General features: G+C 72.1%; 15 protein-coding genes. 8 read left to right on the top strand and 7 right to left on the bottom strand.

Translation table 11 applies throughout. The annotated features are described in order from the left end of the window. Positions 1-40 precede the first annotated feature (40 nt). The 4 genes from ACNAW0_RS22875 to ACNAW0_RS22890 all read left to right on the top strand — a co-directional run bounded on the left by ACNAW0_RS22875 (position 41) and on the right by ACNAW0_RS22890 (position 4,382). On the top strand, positions 41-1,048 hold the full coding sequence (locus ACNAW0_RS22875) for an ABC transporter permease (RefSeq protein WP_416290005.1): 1,008 nt from the start codon (positions 41-43) through the stop codon (positions 1,046-1,048). 100 nt (positions 1,049-1,148) lie between these two features. Next, on the top strand, positions 1,149-2,189 hold the full coding sequence (locus ACNAW0_RS22880) for an ABC transporter permease (protein ID WP_416290006.1): 1,041 nt from the start codon (positions 1,149-1,151) through the stop codon (positions 2,187-2,189). A gap of 112 nt (positions 2,190-2,301) precedes the next feature. After that, on the top strand, positions 2,302-3,288 hold the full coding sequence (locus tag ACNAW0_RS22885; protein ID WP_416290007.1) for an ABC transporter ATP-binding protein: 987 nt from the start codon (positions 2,302-2,304) through the stop codon (positions 3,286-3,288). Beyond that, entirely contained in the window at positions 3,285-4,382 is a 1,098-nt protein-coding gene (locus ACNAW0_RS22890) for an ABC transporter ATP-binding protein (RefSeq protein ID WP_416290008.1), read from the top strand. The genes ACNAW0_RS22885 and ACNAW0_RS22890 overlap by 4 nt, the downstream gene beginning before the upstream one ends. Before the next feature lie 51 nt (positions 4,383-4,433). Here the strand turns inward: ACNAW0_RS22890 and ACNAW0_RS22895 are convergent, their stop codons facing one another. Beyond that, the gene (locus ACNAW0_RS22895) at positions 4,434-4,820 is read right to left on the bottom strand and encodes a hypothetical protein (protein WP_416290009.1); all 387 of its coding nucleotides are present in this window, start codon (positions 4,818-4,820) and stop codon (positions 4,434-4,436) included. Further along, positions 4,817-5,461: an HNH endonuclease family protein gene (locus ACNAW0_RS22900; protein WP_416290010.1), complete on the bottom strand. Its 645-nt coding sequence runs from the start codon at positions 5,459-5,461 to the stop codon at positions 4,817-4,819. The genes ACNAW0_RS22895 and ACNAW0_RS22900 overlap by 4 nt, the downstream gene beginning before the upstream one ends. A gap of 110 nt (positions 5,462-5,571) precedes the next feature. Here ACNAW0_RS22900 and ACNAW0_RS22905 point away from each other — a divergent pair, with 110 nt between their 5' ends. Further along, entirely contained in the window at positions 5,572-7,005 is a 1,434-nt protein-coding gene (locus tag ACNAW0_RS22905; protein ID WP_416290011.1) for an MFS transporter, read from the top strand. 68 nt (positions 7,006-7,073) lie between these two features. Here ACNAW0_RS22905 and leuA read toward each other — a convergent pair whose 3' ends face one another. Then, the gene (gene leuA, locus ACNAW0_RS22910; protein ID WP_416290012.1) at positions 7,074-8,825 is read right to left on the bottom strand and encodes a 2-isopropylmalate synthase; all 1,752 of its coding nucleotides are present in this window, start codon (positions 8,823-8,825) and stop codon (positions 7,074-7,076) included. A 238-nt stretch (positions 8,826-9,063) separates the two neighbouring features. Further along, complete coding sequence (locus ACNAW0_RS22915; RefSeq protein ID WP_416290013.1) at positions 9,064-10,341, bottom strand: MFS transporter; 1,278 nt, start codon at positions 10,339-10,341, stop codon at positions 9,064-9,066. 78 nt (positions 10,342-10,419) lie between these two features. On the opposite strand from ACNAW0_RS22915, the gene ACNAW0_RS22920 reads away from it, so the two are divergent. Further along, complete coding sequence (locus tag ACNAW0_RS22920; RefSeq protein ID WP_416290014.1) at positions 10,420-11,409, top strand: ArsR family transcriptional regulator; 990 nt, start codon at positions 10,420-10,422, stop codon at positions 11,407-11,409. 127 nt (positions 11,410-11,536) lie between these two features. Here the strand turns inward: ACNAW0_RS22920 and ACNAW0_RS22925 are convergent, their stop codons facing one another. Beyond that, the gene (locus ACNAW0_RS22925; RefSeq protein ID WP_416290015.1) at positions 11,537-12,070 is read right to left on the bottom strand and encodes a nitroreductase family protein; all 534 of its coding nucleotides are present in this window, start codon (positions 12,068-12,070) and stop codon (positions 11,537-11,539) included. Positions 12,071-12,154: 84 nt separating this feature from the next. Beyond that, the gene (locus ACNAW0_RS22930) at positions 12,155-12,925 is read right to left on the bottom strand and encodes a hypothetical protein (RefSeq protein WP_416290016.1); all 771 of its coding nucleotides are present in this window, start codon (positions 12,923-12,925) and stop codon (positions 12,155-12,157) included. A gap of 247 nt (positions 12,926-13,172) precedes the next feature. On the opposite strand from ACNAW0_RS22930, the gene ACNAW0_RS22935 reads away from it, so the two are divergent. Together ACNAW0_RS22935 and ACNAW0_RS22940 are read left to right on the top strand one after the other, a co-directional pair. Further along, positions 13,173-14,438, top strand: a complete 1,266-nt coding sequence (locus ACNAW0_RS22935) for an aspartate kinase (protein ID WP_416290017.1) — start codon at positions 13,173-13,175, stop codon at positions 14,436-14,438. A gap of 6 nt (positions 14,439-14,444) precedes the next feature. Further along, the gene (locus ACNAW0_RS22940) at positions 14,445-15,503 is read left to right on the top strand and encodes an aspartate-semialdehyde dehydrogenase (protein ID WP_416290018.1); all 1,059 of its coding nucleotides are present in this window, start codon (positions 14,445-14,447) and stop codon (positions 15,501-15,503) included. 33 nt (positions 15,504-15,536) lie between these two features. On the opposite strand, the gene ACNAW0_RS22945 is transcribed toward ACNAW0_RS22940, so the two are convergent. Further along, positions 15,537-16,794 (bottom strand): diguanylate cyclase (locus tag ACNAW0_RS22945; RefSeq protein WP_416290019.1); only part of this gene is annotated, 1,258 nt, incomplete at its 5' end.

The raw sequence follows: 16,794 nt of genomic DNA on the forward strand, positions 1-16,794 counted from the left end.
GGGCCGACCCCGCTGTTTTCGAGAATCTGGTGCGTGAGAGATGTTGCGAGTCATAGTCCGCCGCCTGCTTCAGTTGGCGGTGACCCTGATAGCGCTGTCGGCGCTGATCTTCATCTGGCTGCGGAACCTGCCCGGCGGCCCGATCGAGGCACTGCTCGGTGAGCGGGCCACCCCGGAGCGTCGGGTTCTGCTGACCAAGGCGCTCGGCTATGACCAGCCGATCGTGGTGCAGTACGCCAAGTTCATGCAGCGGGTGCTGACCGGTGACTTCGGCAACTCCATCCGGACCGGCGACCCGGTCACCGAGGTGATCGGCCGTGCCTTCCCGGCCACCATCGAGCTGGCCCTGGCCGCCATGATCATCGCGATCGGGCTCGGCGTCCCGCTCGGCTACATCGCCGCCCGGTACAAGGGCCGGCTGTTGGACAACGTGAGCATCGCCGGCACCCTGCTCGGCATCTCGATCCCGATCTTCTTCCTGGGCTACCTGCTCAAGGATGTCTTCACCCAGAACATCCACTGGTTCCCGCCCTCCGGGCGGCTCAGCACCGGCATGGACAACACGAACGTCACCGGGTTCTTCGTGCTCGACGGCCTGCTCACCCGGGAGTTCGACGCCACCGCCGACGCGCTCTGGCACCTGATCCTGCCGGCGCTCACCCTGGCCACCATCCCGCTGGCGGTGATCGTCCGGATGACCCGGGCCAGCGTGCTGGACGTGCTCAACGAGGACTTCGTCCGCACGGCGGAGGCGAAGGGCCTGCGGCACAAGACCATCCGGGGCCGGCACATCCTGCGCAACGCACTGCTGCCCGTGGTCACCACCATCGGCCTGCAGACCGGCGCGCTGCTCTCCGGCGCGGTGCTCACCGAGAAGGTCTACAACTGGGGCGGCCTGGGCACGCTGATCACCAGCTCGATCAGCGGCGGCCGCGACTATCCGGTGCTGCAGGCGCTGATCCTGCTGGCCGCGTTGGTCTTCGTGCTGGTCAACCTCCTGGTCGACCTCTCCTACGCCGTCATCGACCCGAGGGTGCGTGTGCGATGAGTGAGCGTCAGCGAGCGAATCATCAGGTACAGCGCGAGCGAATCATCAGGCACAGTGTGGCGGAGCCTCATGCTGCCGCCGAGCGAAGCGAGGTGGCTGCATGAGCGACCCGATCACCCGACCCGGGGTGGCTGCCCCCCGCGATGGTGCCGACACGCCCGCCACCGGGGAGCGCCGCGAAGGTGCGACCGAGCGGAGCATCGGCCGGCTCGGCGACCGGAAGAAGGAGAAGCTGGAGGCGCTGGCCCGGGCCAGCGCCGACAAGGGCGGCGTGAGCCTCCTCCGGGACGCGTTCCGCCGGCTGCGGCGCAACCCAGTCGCCATGTTCGGCGCGGCCATCGTCGCGGTGTTCGTCCTGGTGGCGATCCTCGCCCCGCTGCTCGCGCCGCACGACCCGGCGCAGCGCTTCGAAGAGCTCACCAAGAGCCTCACCGTCGACAGCATTCCCGGAGCCCGCGACGGGTTCCCCCTCGGGTCGGACCCGCTCGGCCGGGACTTCCTCTCCCGCCTGATCCACGGCAGTCGGCAGACCCTCTTCGTCGGCGTGCTCGCCACACTGATCGGGCTGTCCCTGGGGGTGCTGATCGGTGCCATCGCCGGCGCCTTCGGCGGCTGGTTCGACAACATCCTGATGCGCCTCACCGACGTGATGCTGGCCCTGCCGGCCCTGCTGCTGGCGATCAGCCTGGTCGCCATGGCCAGCAAGTCGAGCCAGTGGACGGTGATCATGGCAGTGGCCATCGTCAACGTGCCGATCTTCGCCCGGCTGCTGCGCGGCTCGATGCTGGCACAGCGGGAGAGCGACCACGTGCTGGCCGCCCGGGCGCTCGGCGTGAAGCAGCGGTCCATCGTGCTGCGGCACATGCTGCCCAACGCGATGACCGCGGTGATCGTGCAGGCCACGCTGACCCTCTCCACCGCGATCCTGGAGGCCGCCTCGCTCTCCTTCCTCGGTCTCGGCGACCCGAACATCAACCGGGCCGAGTGGGGCCTGATGCTCGGTGTAGACGGCGTCCGCTACTTCGAGGTGCGACCCGAGCTGGCCTACTACCCGGCATTGGCGATCATCGTGGTCGCGCTCGGCTTCACCCTGCTGGGTGAGGGGATGCGCGAGGCGATCGACCCGAAGAACCGGCGGTGACGGCGATGCGATGGACCAGCCCAACCGGCCCTGGTCGGCGGCGAGCGCGAGGAGTGAGCTTGCGAGCCCCGCAGTCGCGAGCGGAAGACCAGCACCGTGAGGAAGTGACCCGATGAGCCTGCTCGACGTACGCGATCTGAGCGTGGTGTTCCAGCGCCGCGGTGAGCGGCCGTTCACCGCGGTCGACAAGGTCAGCTTCAGTGTGGAGCCGGGGCAGACCGTGGGCCTGGTCGGTGAGTCCGGCTGCGGCAAGAGCGTGACCAGCCTGGCGATCATGGGCCTGCTGCCCAAGCGGGGCAACCAGGTCACCGGCCAGGTGATGTTCGACGGCACCGACCTGCTCCAGCTCCGCCCGAACGACATGCGGGACCGGCGCGGCCAGGACATCGGCATGATCTTCCAGGACCCGCTCTCCTCGCTGAACCCGGTCGTGCCGATCGGCATCCAGGTGGCCGAGGTCTTGGAGCGGCATCGGGGCATGGAGCGCAAGGTGGCGCTGAAGGAGGCCCGGGAGCTGCTCGACGCGGTCGGCATCCCGGACCCGACCCGGCGGCTGAAGGAGTACCCGCACCAGATCTCCGGCGGCATGCGGCAGCGCGCCCTGATCGCCATCGCGCTGGCCTGCAAGCCGCGGCTGCTGATCGCCGACGAGCCGACCACCGCGCTGGACGTGACCATCCAGGCGCAGATCCTCACCCTGCTCAAGCAACTCGTCGACGAGACCGGCACCGCGCTGATCATGATCACGCACGATCTGGGCGTGGTGGCCGGCCTCTGCGACACGGTCAACGTGCTCTACGGCGGCAAGGTGGTCGAGCGGGCCGCCCGGCACGAGCTGTTCGCCCGGCCGCGGCACCCGTACACCCACGGGCTGCTCAACTCCGTACCGCGGCTGGACGCGCCCCGGGGCGAGCGGCTGCACGCCATCCGCGGCTCGGTGGCCGACAACATTCCGTGGGTCGAGGGGTGCGCGTTCGCGCCTCGCTGCGACCGGGTGGTGGACGCGTGCCTGGAGGGCACGCCCCCGCTCGAACCCACCGCGACCGGCGGCGACCTGCGCTGCAGCAACCCCGTTTCCGAGGAGGTGACGGTGCCGTGACCGAGCGGACCGGACCACTGGTCGAACTGCGCGACGTCAAGGTTCACTTCCCGATCAAGAGCGGTGTGCTCTTCGACCGCACGGTCGGTTACGTCTACGCCGTCGACGGCGTGTCGCTGTCGATCAACAAGGGTGAGACGTACGGCCTGGTGGGCGAGTCGGGGTGTGGCAAGTCCACCCTCGGTCGGGGCCTGCTGCGGCTGGTCGAGCCGACCGACGGAGAGATCGTCTTCGACGGCACCGACGTCCGCTCGCTCAAGGGCGAGTCGATGCGTCGGATCCGCCGCCGGATGCAGATGATCTTCCAGGACCCGCTGTCCAGCCTCGACCCCCGGCAGTCGGTGGAGTCGCTGCTCGTCGAGGGGCTCAAGGCGCACGGCCTGGCCGACGACAAGGCGGCCACCGCCAAGCGGCTCCGGGAGGCCCTCGAAGCGGTCGGGCTGCCCGCCTCGGCGCTGAGCAAGTACCCGCACGAGTTCTCCGGGGGCCAGCGGCAGCGCATCGGCATCGCCCGGGCACTGGTGCTCGACCCGGACCTCATCGTCGCCGACGAGCCGGTGTCCGCGTTGGACGTGTCGATCCAGGCGCAGGTGCTCAACCTGCTCGAGGACCTGCAGAACGAGCGGGGCCTGACGTACCTGATCATCGCCCACGACCTGGCGGTGGTCCGGCACATCGCCGACACCGTCGGCGTGATGTACCTGGGTGGGCTGGTGGAGGAGGCGTCCAGCGACGACCTCTACCGCGAGCCGATGCACCCGTACACCAGGGCGCTGATGTCGGCGGTGCCGGTGCCGGACCCGACGGTCGAAGACCGTCGCGAGCGGATCCTGCTCGCCGGTGACCTGCCCTCGCCGAGCAACCCGCCGGCCGGGTGCCGGTTCCACACCCGCTGCCCCTGGGCCCAGCCGACCCGCTGCGCCGACGAGCGGCCGGCGCTGCGCGAGGTGCTCGGCGGGCACCGGGTGGCCTGCCACTACGCCGAACAGATCGCCGACGGCCGGATCCGGCCGCACGAGGTGGAGCCGGAGCTGGTCCGGCCGGACGAGGGCGCGCCGCCGAGCGATCCCGGTGAGCTGATCCCGACCCTGTGAGCACCGGCCGAGGCCCCCTGCCCGATCGCGGGCAGGGGGCCTCGACGCGTCTCACCCCTCCGGGCGGTTGAGCAGGGCGACCGCGATGGCGTGCACGGTGTCGAGGCCGGCCGGGTCGGCCAGGGGCACCCGCCCGCCGGTCACCACGTACCACTCGTCGGCGTCCTTGTACTGCACGCGCAGGGTGACCTGGCCGTCGGCGTACTCTGTGCACAGGGTCAGCTCGCCGGTCACCACGCCGACCTCGTCGGTCATCACCCCGCCCGGGCCGGCCGTGACGTCGCTGATCCGCTGCTGCGCGCCCGCACCCGCCGGGGCGCCGGGCGGGGCGGCGTCGGCGGACATGCCCGCCCCGGGAACGTCGGCGATGTCGGCGCGGGTGCCGTCGGCCGTCATCCCGGCCGAGGTGGGACCGGTTGCTCGCTCACGCTCGCTCATGCGCAGCCCTCCAACATGTCGGTGAGGGCGGCCTTCTCGGCACTGGTCACCGTCAGCCGCCAGTAGTGCTTGACCGTCACCCAGTCCGTGGCGTACTGGCACCAGTACGACCGGTTCGGCGGCTTCCACTGGGACGGGTCCTGGTCGCCCTTTGACCGGTTGGAGCGCGCGGAAACCGCCACCAGTTGCGGCCGGGTCAGGTCGTTGGCGAAGTCGCCGCGCTGCGTGTCGTCCCACTCGTTCGCGCCGGACCGCCAGGCGTTGGCCAACGGCACCACGTGGTCGATGTCCACCTGGGCCGGATCGTCGAAGGCCAGCCCGTCGTACACGCTCTCCCAGTGGCCGCCGACCACGTTGCACCCGGAGAGCTTGATGTTCTCGCCGTCCTTCTGCAGCACGCTGTCCCGCACGTCGCAGTTCTTGCCGGTCTTCCGCCAGTGCGGGAAGCGGGTCCGGCTGTAGCCCTTCATGGACCCCGCGGCCGCCACGGTCAGTTCGTCGAGTTGCTTGGTGACGTTTTCGGCGCTGCTCGCCGTCGTCTCCGGCTCGTCGGCGACCGGCCCGCAGCCGGCCACGCCGAGGGCGACCGCCGCGACGAGTGCGGCCGCCAGTCCGGCGCGAGCTCCTGATTTCGTACGCACAGACGACACCTTTCCAGCTTGCGTGCTCAGGGCGAAGTCCGCACGGTACCCGGGGGCGCGTTTCCGTGAATGGTGGTGTCGGCAGTGGAGTACGGGCAGAGTGGTTACCCATGACCGCATCCGCTCCCGCGCTCCGGACGGGCACCGCCGCCGGGCGGGGCACCCTGCTCGCCACGATCCTCGCCTCCGGCATGGTGTTCCTGGACACCACGGTGGTCAACGTGGCGCTGCCCCGGCTCGGCGCGGAGCTCAAGGCCAGCGTCGCCGACCTGCAGTGGACGGTGAACGGTTACCTGCTGATGCTGGCCGCGTTCGTGCTGCTCGGGGGCGCGCTCGGCGACCGGTTCGGCCGCCGACGGATCTTCCTGATCGGCGTGGCCTGGTTCGCGGCGGCGTCCGTGCTCTGCGGGCTGTCGCAGGGGACCGCCTGGCTGATCGTGGCCCGGTTCCTCCAGGGCGCCGGCGGGGCGCTGCTCACCCCCGGCTCGCTCTCCGTGCTCCAGGCCAGCTTCCACCACGACGACCGGGGGCGGGCGATCGGCACCTGGTCCGGGCTGTCCGGGGTCTCCACCGCGCTCGGCCCGCTCCTCGGCGGGTTCCTGATCGACGCGCTCTCCTGGCGGTCGATCTTCTTCATCAACCTGCCGCTGGCCGTCGCGGTGGTGCTCGCCACGATGCGCTGGGTGCCGGAGAGCCGGGATGTGGCCGCCTCCCGTGCCGGGGCGAAGCGGCGGTTCGACATCGTCGGCGCGCTGCTCGGCGCGCTGGGCCTCGGCGGTGTCACCTACGCCCTGATCGACGCGCCGGCACGCGGTCGATCCCCGGCGGTGCTGGTGTCGGTGCTGGTCGGGGTGCTCGCCGCGGTGGCCTTCGTGCTGGTCGAACGGCGGCGTGGCGAGGCCGCCATGCTGCCCGTGAAGCTGTTCGGCAGCCGGCTCTTCTCGGTGCTGAACGTCTTCACCGTGGTCGTGTACGCGGCCCTCAGCGGGTTCACCTTCTTCCTCGCGATCTACCTGCAGAACGGGATCGGCTGGTCGGCGCTGCTCACCGGCCTGGCCACCGTGCCGATGACCCTGCTGCTCCTGGTCGGCTCGCCCCGGGCCGGGGCGCTGTCGGCCAAGATCGGCCCGCGGCTGCCGCTGACCGTCGGGCCGGTGGTCGCTGCGGTCGGCCTGCTGCTGCTGCGCCGGACCGGGCCGGGGGCGTCGTACTGGGTGGACGTACTGCCCGGGGTGGTCCTGTTCGGGGCGGGCCTGACCCTGGTGGTGGCGCCACTGACGACGTCGGTGCTGGCGGCGGTGGCGGACCGGTTCGCCGGGGTGGCGAGCGGCTTCAGCAACGCCGCCTCCCGGGCCGGGGGGCTGCTGGCGGTGGCCGCGCTGCCGCTGGTGGTCGGTCTCTCCGGCACCGGGTACGAGCAGAAGGGAGCGCTGACCAGCGCGTTCCGCGGGGCGATGCTCTGGTGTGCCGCCCTGCTGCTGCTCGGCGCCGTCCTGGCCGGCCTCCTGGTCCACCGGCCGGTGAAAGGAAGGGGCCCTTCTTAACGCCTCCGGTAGAGCAGGGGCCCCTTGTTAACACCGAGGTGTCAACAAGGGGCCCCTGCTCTCTGAGTTCAGGCGTGGGCGCGGTTGACGGCGCTGGTGACCGCCTTCACCGAGGCGGTCACGATGTTCGCGTCCACCCCGACGCCCCAGACGGTGCGACCGTCCACCTCGCACTCCACGTACGCGGCGGCCTGCGCGTCCCCACCGGAGGAGAGCGCGTGCTCGTGGTAGTCGAGCACGCGTACCGCCACGCCCAGGGACTGCAGCGCGTTGACGTACGCGTCGATCGGGCCGTTGCCGACCGCGGCGAGCGAGCGGACCTCGCCGCCGAAGCCGACCTGGGCCTCGATCTCGACCTTGCCGTCTGCGGTGCCGATGGTGTAGCTGGCTACTGTGACCGTCGGGTCGACCTGGTGGTCGACCAGGTAGTTGCGGGCGAAGATGTCCCACATCGCAGCCGGCTCGACCTCGCCGCCGTCGTGGTCGGTGACCTGCTGGACCACGCCGGAGAACTCGATCTGGAGCCGGCGCGGCAGGTCGAGCTGGTGCTCGCTCTTCATGATGTACGCGACGCCGCCCTTGCCGGACTGCGAGTTGACCCGGATGACCGCCTCGTAGGTGCGGCCCAGGTCCTTCGGGTCGATCGGCAGGTACGGCACGGCCCAGGTGAAGTCGTCGACCGGCGCGCCGGCCGCGGCGGCGTCGGTGTGCAGGGCGTCGAAGCCCTTCTTGATCGCGTCCTGGTGCGAACCGGAGAAGGCGGTGTAGACCAGGTCGCCCGCGTACGGGTGCCGCTCGTGCACCGGGAGCTGGTTGCAGTATTCGACGGCCCGCTTGATCTCGTCGATGTTCGAGAAGTCGATCATCGGGTCGATGCCCTGGGAGAACAGGTTCAGTCCCAGCGTCACCAGGTCGACGTTGCCGGTGCGCTCGCCGTTGCCGAACAGGCAGCCCTCGATCCGGTCCGCGCCGGCCAGCAGGCCCAGCTCGGCGGCGGCCACGCCGGTGCCCCGGTCGTTGTGCGGGTGCAGGCTCAGCACCAGGCTGTCCCGGCGGGGCAGGTGCCGGTGCATCCACTCGATCGAGTCGGCGTACACGTTCGGCATGGCCATCTCGACGGTGGCCGGCAGGTTGACGATCAGCTTCCGGTCCGGGGTCGGGTCGACCACCTCGATGACCTTGGCGCAGACCTCCAGCGCGTACTCCAGCTCGGTACCGGTGTACGACTCCGGCGAGTACTCGTAGTGGATGTCGGTGTCCGGGGTGTGGATCTCCGCGTACTTCTGGCAGAGCCGGGCGCCGGTGGTGGCGATATCGGTGATGCCGTCCCGGTCCAGCCCGAAGACCACCCGCCGCTGCAGCGTCGAGGTGGAGTTGTAGAAGTGCACGATGGCCCGGCGGGCGCCGCGCAGCGACTCGAAGGTCCGCTCGATCAGGTGTTCCCGGCACTGGGTGAGCACCTGGATGGTGACGTCCTCCGGGATCAGGTCCTGCTCGATCAACTGCCGCACGAAGTCGTAGTCGGTCTGGCTGGCCGAGGGGAAACCGACCTCGATCTCCTTGTAGCCCATCTGTACGAGCAGCTGGAACATCCGGCGCTTGCGTTCCGGCGACATCGGGTCGATCAAGGCCTGGTTGCCGTCGCGCAGGTCGACGGCGCACCAGCGCGGCGTGGCCTCGACCCGGCGGGTCGGCCAGGTGCGCTCCGGCAGGTCGATGCGGAACTGCTGGTGGTAGGGCAGGTAACGGTGGAACGGCATCCGGCTGGGGCGCTGCCGGGCGATCGGATCGGTCTCAGCTTCGGTGGCGGTTTCAGCCATCTCGAGGTGCTCCCTGGAACATGTGGCGTCAGCAGATCGGAAGGTGTCGGCGAGATGCCGGGCGACGTTGCCGGGCGGTGCCGAGAGGAAGTTCGGATGTGCTGGACGGCGCGGTTCAACTCCGCGACGAGGTGCCGGCCGATCAGGCCTCGTCGCGGCAGCCAAGGAGAAGGTACGCCTGCCACATGACAGAGGTCACCCTACGTGGTGAGACGAACGGTCGTAAGGCGTGCCCGGATTATGGGACCGGGGTCACCGCGTCCTCCGGCACCAGGGCGGCCTCGCCCAGCCGGGGCATCCGCTCGGCCCACGCCACCACGGGGACGATCGCCAGCCCGACGAGCACGAAGATCGCCGCCGTCGGGTACCAGCCCCAGCCGCCGGTGGCCACCCCGAGCGCGGTCAGCCCCGCCGGGGCGATCAGGTACTGCAACTGCGAGCCGAGCCGGAACGCCCCCACGTACGCGCCGCGCTGGGCGGCCGGCGGTAAGGCCGCTGTGAGCCCCCAGGTGCCCGCCGACTCGACCAGCTCCGCCACGATGAGCAGCGTCGCGGCGGCCACCAGCACCACCACGGTGAGCATGCCCCGGGTCACCCCGGAGATCGGCAGGACCAGGCAGAACAGGGCGATCAGCAGGGCACCCCGGCGGGACGCCCGGGCCGCGCCCGGCGCGGTGTCGGCGCCCCGGCTGGCGCGTACCTGGAGCAGCACGATCAGGACCGTGTTGAGCAGCACCAGCCCGGCGATGATGGTCTTCGGAGCGTCGGTGTGGGTCAGGATCCAGAGCGGCATCACCGTCAGGTAGAGCGTCTGGTGCGCGGTGAGCAGCCCGGAGAGCAGGGAGACCGCCATGAACGGGCGGTCCCGGAGCACGGCGAACCGACTCATCGGTTCCGCCGGCCGGGCCACCTCCCGCAGCCGGGGCAGCCGCCGCACGAAGGCCGCGGTGACCAGGAACACCGCCGCGATGAACCAGACCATCCCCCGGTACGCCGCCATGGTGTCCATCGCCAGCACCAGGCCACTGATCACCGCGCCCAGCCCGAACCCGACGTTAAGAAGGGAGCGCTGATACGCCATCGCGGTGACCCGCTCGGCGGGGGGCAGTGCGTTGATCGAGTAGACCTGCCGGGCCACCCCGCTCGCCGCGTCGACGAGGGCGAGGGCGACCACCACGGCGAGGAAGCCGACGAAACCGCCCACGAAGGGGTACGCCGCGAAGAGCGCCGCCTCCAGCACCAGCCCGAGCACCCAGACCCGCTGCGGGCCGTACCGGTCGGTGAGTCCGCCCAGCGGCACCGTGCCCAGCAGCGACACTCCCGCCGCGATCGACAGGCCCAGCCCCACCTGGGCGGCACTGAGCCCCAGGGCCCGGGTGAAGAAGACAGCGCTGCCGGCCTGGAAGAGGCCGTTCCCGACGGCGTACACCATGGCCTGCACGGCCAGGGCGCGGGTCAGGCCGGCCGGCGGCACGACGTGCCGGACGGCGGTGCGGATACTCTCCCTGGTCCCCATGGTCGGTGAGTGAACCGCGCCCCCCACGGTCGGGTCGAGCCTTTTAGTCTGGGGCGAATCCTGCGTCGGGGGGTGCGCGTGTCCGAGTTGCGGTTCAGTCCCGCCGACATCGCGGGCCTCCGGTTCACCGTCTCACCGGTGTGGGAGACGGTCTCCAGCATGTGGGCGTTGGACGACCCGGTCCGGCACGCCGTGCACCTGCCCTGGATCGACCGGGCCCGGGTGACCCTGCGCCGCCCGGAGGTGGCCGTCCGGGTTCGGCCGCTGGTCGAGCTGACCAGTCCCCGCCGCTGGCTGCCCGACTTCCTCACCCCGGCGGCGGCCCGCCCCGACGTCGAGCTGGCCGAGCAGCTCGACCAGGTCGCCGCCACCCCGCCCGACGTGGTGGTCCGGGATCTGCTGTCGACCACCCCGAGCGGGCCGCTGACCCCGTACGCGCAGGCCCTGCTCGCCGATCCGCGCGGGTTGCTGCCGGAGCTCGTCGACGCTCTGGCGGCCTGGCACGATGCCGTCATCGCTCCGGACTGGCCGCGGATGCGCGCGCTGCTGGACGCCGACCTGGCGCACCGCGCCGCCCAGCTCGTCAACGGTGGTGCGAGGCGGCTCTTCGAGCAGCTCCACCCGACCCTGCGTTGGCTCGGCGACCGGGTGGTCAGCGACGACCCGTTCGAGCGCGACTTCGACCTGGGCGGCCGTGGGCTGGCGCTCAATCCGGGCGTGTTCACCGGCCGGCGGGTGCTGTGGAACCTGCTGGAGGACTCGGTGCCGGCCGGGACGTACCCGGTCCGGGCGGTGGGGACGCTCTGGGAGGCCACACCGGCCCCGGCCGGGGACCCGCTGGCACGGGTGGTCGGCGGCGGCCGGGCGGCGCTGCTGCACCTGCTCGACTCGGCGGCCACCACCACCGACCTGGCCCGGCGTACCGGGATGTCCTGCGGGAACGTCTCCCAGCACCTGGCCGCGCTGCACGCCGCCGGCCTGGTCGCCCGGGCCCGCCAGGGCCGGCACGTCCTCTACCGGAACACCGAGGCCGGCATGGTCCTGCTCCACGCCAGCCGTGGCGGCTGACCTGTCCCCGTCCCGCCCACGCGTCGCCCGGCGTTTCCGCTTGCAAGATCGCGCTCGATCCTGGATCGAGTGGTGTCCCGGTCGCTCCGAGGCCACTACTTCCTGGATCGCGCGCGGGGCGCGGGTGTCAGCGGAGGAGCAGGGCGGCGAGGGGGTGGCGGCGGCGGAGGGTGACCTCCCGGGCGCGCAACTCCTCGGGGAGTGACAACGGGTCGCCGAGGCGGCCGACGGCGGCCACCACCAGCGGCCGGATCCCGGCCGGCAGGTCCAGCTCGGCGGCGAGGCCGGTCCGGTCGAAGCGGGTGAGCTGATGTACGTGCAGACCGAGTGCGCTGGCCTGCACGGTCAGGTGGGCGATCGCCTGGCCCAGGTCGTACGCGGCCCGTTCCGGGTCGCCGCCGCCGGTGTGGGCGCCGACCACCAGGGCGGCGGCGTGCCGCGTCCAGCGCTGGTCGCTCTCCGCGAGGTTGACCAGGATCCGCTTCCAGGTCTCGTCCTGCCGGTGTCCCAGTGCGAACCGCCACGGCTGCCCGTTGCCGGCTGAGGGGGCCCAGCGGGCGGCTTCCAGCAGGGAGGCTGCCTCGTCGGCGGCGAGTTCCGCTTCCGGGTCGAAGGCCCGGGGACTCCAGCGGAAGGCGAGCAGCGGGGTGAGGTCAGCCATGGGTAGAGCGTCCCGAATGAGCTTTTCGCCCTACTCGACGGGTCGGGCAAATGTGGCCAAGAGCACCCGTAACGGGCACTGGGGTTATGGCGTTCCGGGGCTTTCCGTGGGCGCCTGCCGGCCGACCGGCTCGCCCTCGGCGACCGGCCCGGCCAACTGCACCGTGGCGGGCGCCGCGCCGGGCTCGCCGGCCAGCTTCAGCGTGCCGAAGGCGGCTCGGACCCCGGCCGGGGTGCCGTCCGTCCGGTAGCAGTAGATGCCCACGTCCAGCGGGGCGTTCAGGGAGGCGGACGTCGAATCCACCGAGTAGCACTGGCCGGTCATCCCGGCCGGCGGGGCGGCCGGCGAGATCGCGAGCGGGGCCCGCCGGTCGGTGAGCACCTCCAGCGAGTCGGTGAACGGGTGCTGCACCCGGGGGTCCAGCTTTCCCGGCACGGCGTCGTCGGGGTCGCCCAGCCGTACGCAGCTCGCCGGCTCGGGGCGGCCGGCCGAGGGCAGGGCGCACTGGAACAGCCCGGCGCCGGTGGCGGCGAGCGAGACGTCGACCGTGCCGCCGCGCCCCCAACCGGGCACGTCCACCCGCCAGGAGCCGTCGTTCGCGCTGGTCACCGAGATCGTCCGGGCCGGGCCGTTCGCCGTGGCCAGGGTGTACGCGGCGGTGAGGTGGCGATCCTGGGCGGCGGCCGCCAGCGCGGCCAGCTCGTCGCGGGCCGCGTCCGCCTCCGCCGGCAGCGGGTCGGCGGTGCTGACCGGGGCGGGCGGCGGCGGGGCGGCGGTGCAGGCGGCCAGCAGCGCTGGCAGGGTGATCGCGAGGGCGCCGGCCAGCGGCCGGGCCGCGCGGAGGTGAGCGTGCACCGGGACATTCTGCGGTGCCCGGAGGGGTCCGGGGAGTCCTCGCGCGGCTGTTGTGCCGGCGTGTCGCGCGGTCCGGGCCGGCGCGGCCGGCCCCGGTGAGCTGCCCCACGGCCCTGCCGGATGGTGGGATCACCCGGTCCGGTGCCGGACCCGGCCCGATACGCTGGGCAGGTCTGACACGCGCCGCCGGCGGGAACCCGGCGGCGTCGGCACGCTCAGGGTCATCGCTGGGAGGGAGCGCACCGTCGTGGCACTCGTGGTGCAGAAATACGGCGGGTCCTCCGTCGCCAACGCCGAGCGGATCAAGCGGGTGGCCGATCGCATCGTGGCCGCGCGCAAGGCCGGCGACGACGTGGTCGTGGTGGTCTCCGCGATGGGGGACAGCACCGACGAGCTGCTCGACCTGGCCAACCAGGTCAGCCCGCTGCCACCCGGCCGCGAGCTGGACATGCTGCTCACCGCCGGGGAGCGGATCTCCATGGCGCTGCTCGCCATGGCCATTCACAACCTGGGGTACGAGGCCCGCTCGTTCACCGGCTCGCAGGCGGGCGTGATCACCACCTCGGTGCATGGCAAGGCCCGGATCATCGACGTCACCCCGGGCCGCCTGAAGGGCGCGCTGGACGAGGGCGCGGTGGTCATCGTGGCCGGCTTCCAGGGCGTTTCGCAGGACACCAAGGACGTCACCACGCTGGGCCGGGGCGGGTCGGACACCACCGCGGTGGCGCTGGCCGCCGCGCTCGCGGCGGACGTCTGCGAGATCTACACCGACGTGGACGGCGTCTTCACCGCCGACCCGCGGATCGTGCCGAACGCCCGGCACATCAAGAACATCACCTACGAAGAGATGCTGGAGCTGGCCGCCTGTGGCGCCAAGGTGCTGCACCTGCGTAGCGTCGAGTACGCCCGGCGCGCGGGGTTGCCGATCCACGTCCGTTCGTCATACTCGATCAGCACCGGCACCATGGTCACCGGATCGATGGAGGACCTTCCCGTGGAACAGGCACTGATCACCGGGGTCGCCCACGACCGCAGCGAAGCGAAGATCACCATCGTCGGGGTGCCCGACGAGCCGGGCGCGGCCGCGCGGATCTTCGACACCGCGGCCGGCGCCGAGATCAACATCGACATGATCGTGCAGAACGTGTCCACCGAGGGCACCGGCCGCACGGACATTTCGTTCACCCTGCCCAAGACCGACGGCCCGACCGCGATGGCCGCGCTCAGCAAGATCCAGGACGTGGTCAAGTTCAAGGGCCTGCTCTACGACGACCACGTCGGCAAGGTCTCCCTGATCGGCGCCGGCATGCGCTCGCACCCGGGCGTCGCGGCGGGCTTCTTCGCCGCCCTGGGCACGGCCGGGGTGAACATCGAGATGATCTCCACCTCGGAGATCCGGGTCTCCGTGGTCTGCCGGGACACCGACCTCGACAAGGCGGTCCGGGCCATCCACGACGCCTTCGACCTGGGCGGCGAAGCAGAGGCCGTGGTCTACGCGGGCACCGGGCGGTAGCCGGCCATGCCGTCGCTGCCCACCCTCGCCGTGGTCGGGGCGACCGGTGCCGTCGGCACGGTGATGTGCCAGATCCTCTCCGCCCGGCGCAACGTCTGGGGTGAGATCCGGCTGCTCGCCTCCGAGCGCTCGGCCGGGCGGCAGGTGCAGTGCCGAGGTGAGCTGCTCACCGTCCAGGCGCTCACCCCGGAGGCGCTCGACGGGGTGGACGTGGCGATGTTCGACGTCCCCGACGAGGTCTCGGCGGAGTGGGCGCCGGTCGCGGTCAGCCGGGGCGCGGTGGTGGTGGACAACTCCGGCGCGTACCGGATGGACCGGGACGTCCCGCTGGTGGTGCCGGAGATCAACCCGGAGCAGGTGCACAACCGGCCCAAGGGGATCATCGCCAACGGCAACTGCACCACCCTGGCGATGATCCTGGCGGTCGCGCCGCTGCACCGCGAGTACGGCCTCCGCGAGCTGGTGCTCGCGTCGTACCAGGCGGTGTCCGGGGCGGGTCAGGCCGGCGTGGACGCGCTGCACGCCCAGCTCGGCAAGATCGCCGGGGATCGCGTGCTCGGCTCCCGTCCCGGTGACGTGCGGCAGGCGGTCGGCGACGAGCTGGGTCCGTTCCCGGCCCCGCTGGCGCTCAACGTGGTGCCCTGGGCCGGCTCGCTGGCCGACGAGGGCTGGTCGTCCGAGGAACTGAAGATGCGCAACGAGTCGCGCAAGATCCTCGGGCTGCCCGACCTCAAGGTCTCCGCCACCTGCGTACGGGTGCCGGTGGTGACCTGCCACTCGATCGCCGTCCACGCGGTCTTCGCCACCGAGGTGGACGCCGAGGGTGCCCGGGAGGTGCTGCGCAACGCGCCCGGCGTGATCCTGGTCGACGACCCGGCCGCGGGCGAGTTCCCGATGCCGATCGACGCCGTCGGGACCGACCCCTCCTGGGTCGGCCGGATCCGCCGCGCCGTCGACGACCCCCGCGCCCTCGATCTCTTCGTCACCGGCGACAACCTCCGCAAGGGCGCCGCCCTCAACACCGCCCAGATCGCCGAACTCCTAGCCGCCGAACTCACCCCCTGACAGCCCCGCCCCGTTCCTGGGGTGGGGCAAGGGTCAGGCGGCGGAGAGGTGGACGCTGTCGCGGCCGTGCCGCTTGGCGGCGTAGAGGGCCTGGTCGGCGCGGAGCAGGGTGCGCTCGGGGGACTCGCCGTGGTGGGGCAGGGCGACGCCGACACTGATGGTGCGGCCGGTACGCCGGGCCGCCTCGGTGAGGCGCTCGGCGATCCGGACCGCCTCCTCCGGGCGGCTCACCTCGACCACCGCGACGAACTCGTCGCCGCCGGTGCGGTACAGCTCGTCACCCTGCCGCAGCGCCCCCTCCAGCGCCCGGGCCAGCCCGACCAGCAGCCGGTCCCCGGCCTGGTGGCCGTACGTGTCGTTGACGTCCTTGAAGCCGTCCACGTCGATGGCCAGCAGGGCGGTACGCCCCGGCGTGGCGCTCGCGATCCGCTGCCCGAACGGCCCGGTGTGGCGCAGGCCGGTGAGCGGGTCCGAGCTGGCCTGCTCGCGTAGCCGGGCGAGCGTACGCAGGCGGTCCAGGCAGGTCCACGCCTGCCCGGCCAGCAGCTCCATCAGGTTGACGGTGGTCGGGTCGGGGCGCAGCAGTCGCTCGTCGGCGACCAGCAGCACCCCGCCGGTGTCCGGCGGCCCGACCGGAACCGCCACCAGGGTGCGGGCCCCGGCCCGGGCCAGCGGCAGACAGTCCTCGGTCGGCGGGTGCCCCACCTCGCCGAGGGTGTACGCCGAGCCGTGCCGGTGCGCCCGGGCGATCAGTCGGCCGAGCGCGTCCGGCCCGGCCTCGGCCAGTTCGGCCCGGATCCGGCACTCCAGTTCGCCGGGCGGGCCGGCCGGCGGGCCCGGCTGCGGCTCCTGCCAGCCAGGGAGGAGCAGCACGGCGGCGGAGAGGGCCGACACGTCACGGGCCGCGGTGGTCGCGGCAGCCATCAGGTCCCAGCCGGTGGGGGCGGCGGTCATCGCGGCGGCATGCCGGAGCAGCTTCTCGCCGCGGCTCTCCGCCGGCGGCCCGCCGAGCGCCACGATCCGGGCACCCAGCAGGCGGGCGAGCCGCTCGGCTGTCGCCCGCCACCGCGCCAGCTCGACCGGGCCGCTCCACTGCAGGTCGAGCACGCCGATCGGGCGGCCCGCCGGGTCCAGCACCGGTACGCAGAGCTCGGCGGCGACGTCGGGGCGTACCGGAAGGTGGTCGGGGTCGGCGGTGACGTCGGCAAGGGCGGCGGGCTCGCCGGAGGCGTACACGCGGCCGGCGATCGACCGCTCCAGGTCGCGGCGCGGCGTCAGGCCGGCCTTCATT

It is taken from the genome of Micromonospora sp. SL1-18 (genome assembly GCF_047921505.1).
In the GTDB taxonomy this organism is placed as follows: domain Bacteria; phylum Actinomycetota; class Actinomycetes; order Mycobacteriales; family Micromonosporaceae; genus Micromonospora.

Bases quoted from the DNA above. Each gene is read 5' to 3' on its own strand.
- leuA (WP_416290012.1), bottom strand. From the start codon at position 8,825: ATGGCTGAAACCGCCACCGAAGCTGAGACCGATCCGATCGCCCGGCAG.
- ACNAW0_RS22895 (WP_416290009.1), bottom strand. From the start codon at position 4,820: ATGAGCGAGCGTGAGCGAGCAACCGGTCCCACCTCGGCCGGGATGACG.
- ACNAW0_RS22925 (WP_416290015.1), bottom strand. From the start codon at position 12,070: ATGGCTGACCTCACCCCGCTGCTCGCCTTCCGCTGGAGTCCCCGGGCC.
- ACNAW0_RS22915 (WP_416290013.1), bottom strand. From the start codon at position 10,341: ATGGGGACCAGGGAGAGTATCCGCACCGCCGTCCGGCACGTCGTGCCG.
- ACNAW0_RS22885 (WP_416290007.1), top strand. From the start codon at position 2,302: ATGAGCCTGCTCGACGTACGCGATCTGAGCGTGGTGTTCCAGCGCCGC.
- ACNAW0_RS22875 (WP_416290005.1), top strand. From the start codon at position 41: ATGTTGCGAGTCATAGTCCGCCGCCTGCTTCAGTTGGCGGTGACCCTG.
- ACNAW0_RS22880 (WP_416290006.1), top strand. From the start codon at position 1,149: ATGAGCGACCCGATCACCCGACCCGGGGTGGCTGCCCCCCGCGATGGT.
- ACNAW0_RS22905 (WP_416290011.1), top strand. From the start codon at position 5,572: ATGACCGCATCCGCTCCCGCGCTCCGGACGGGCACCGCCGCCGGGCGG.
- ACNAW0_RS22940 (WP_416290018.1), top strand. From the start codon at position 14,445: ATGCCGTCGCTGCCCACCCTCGCCGTGGTCGGGGCGACCGGTGCCGTC.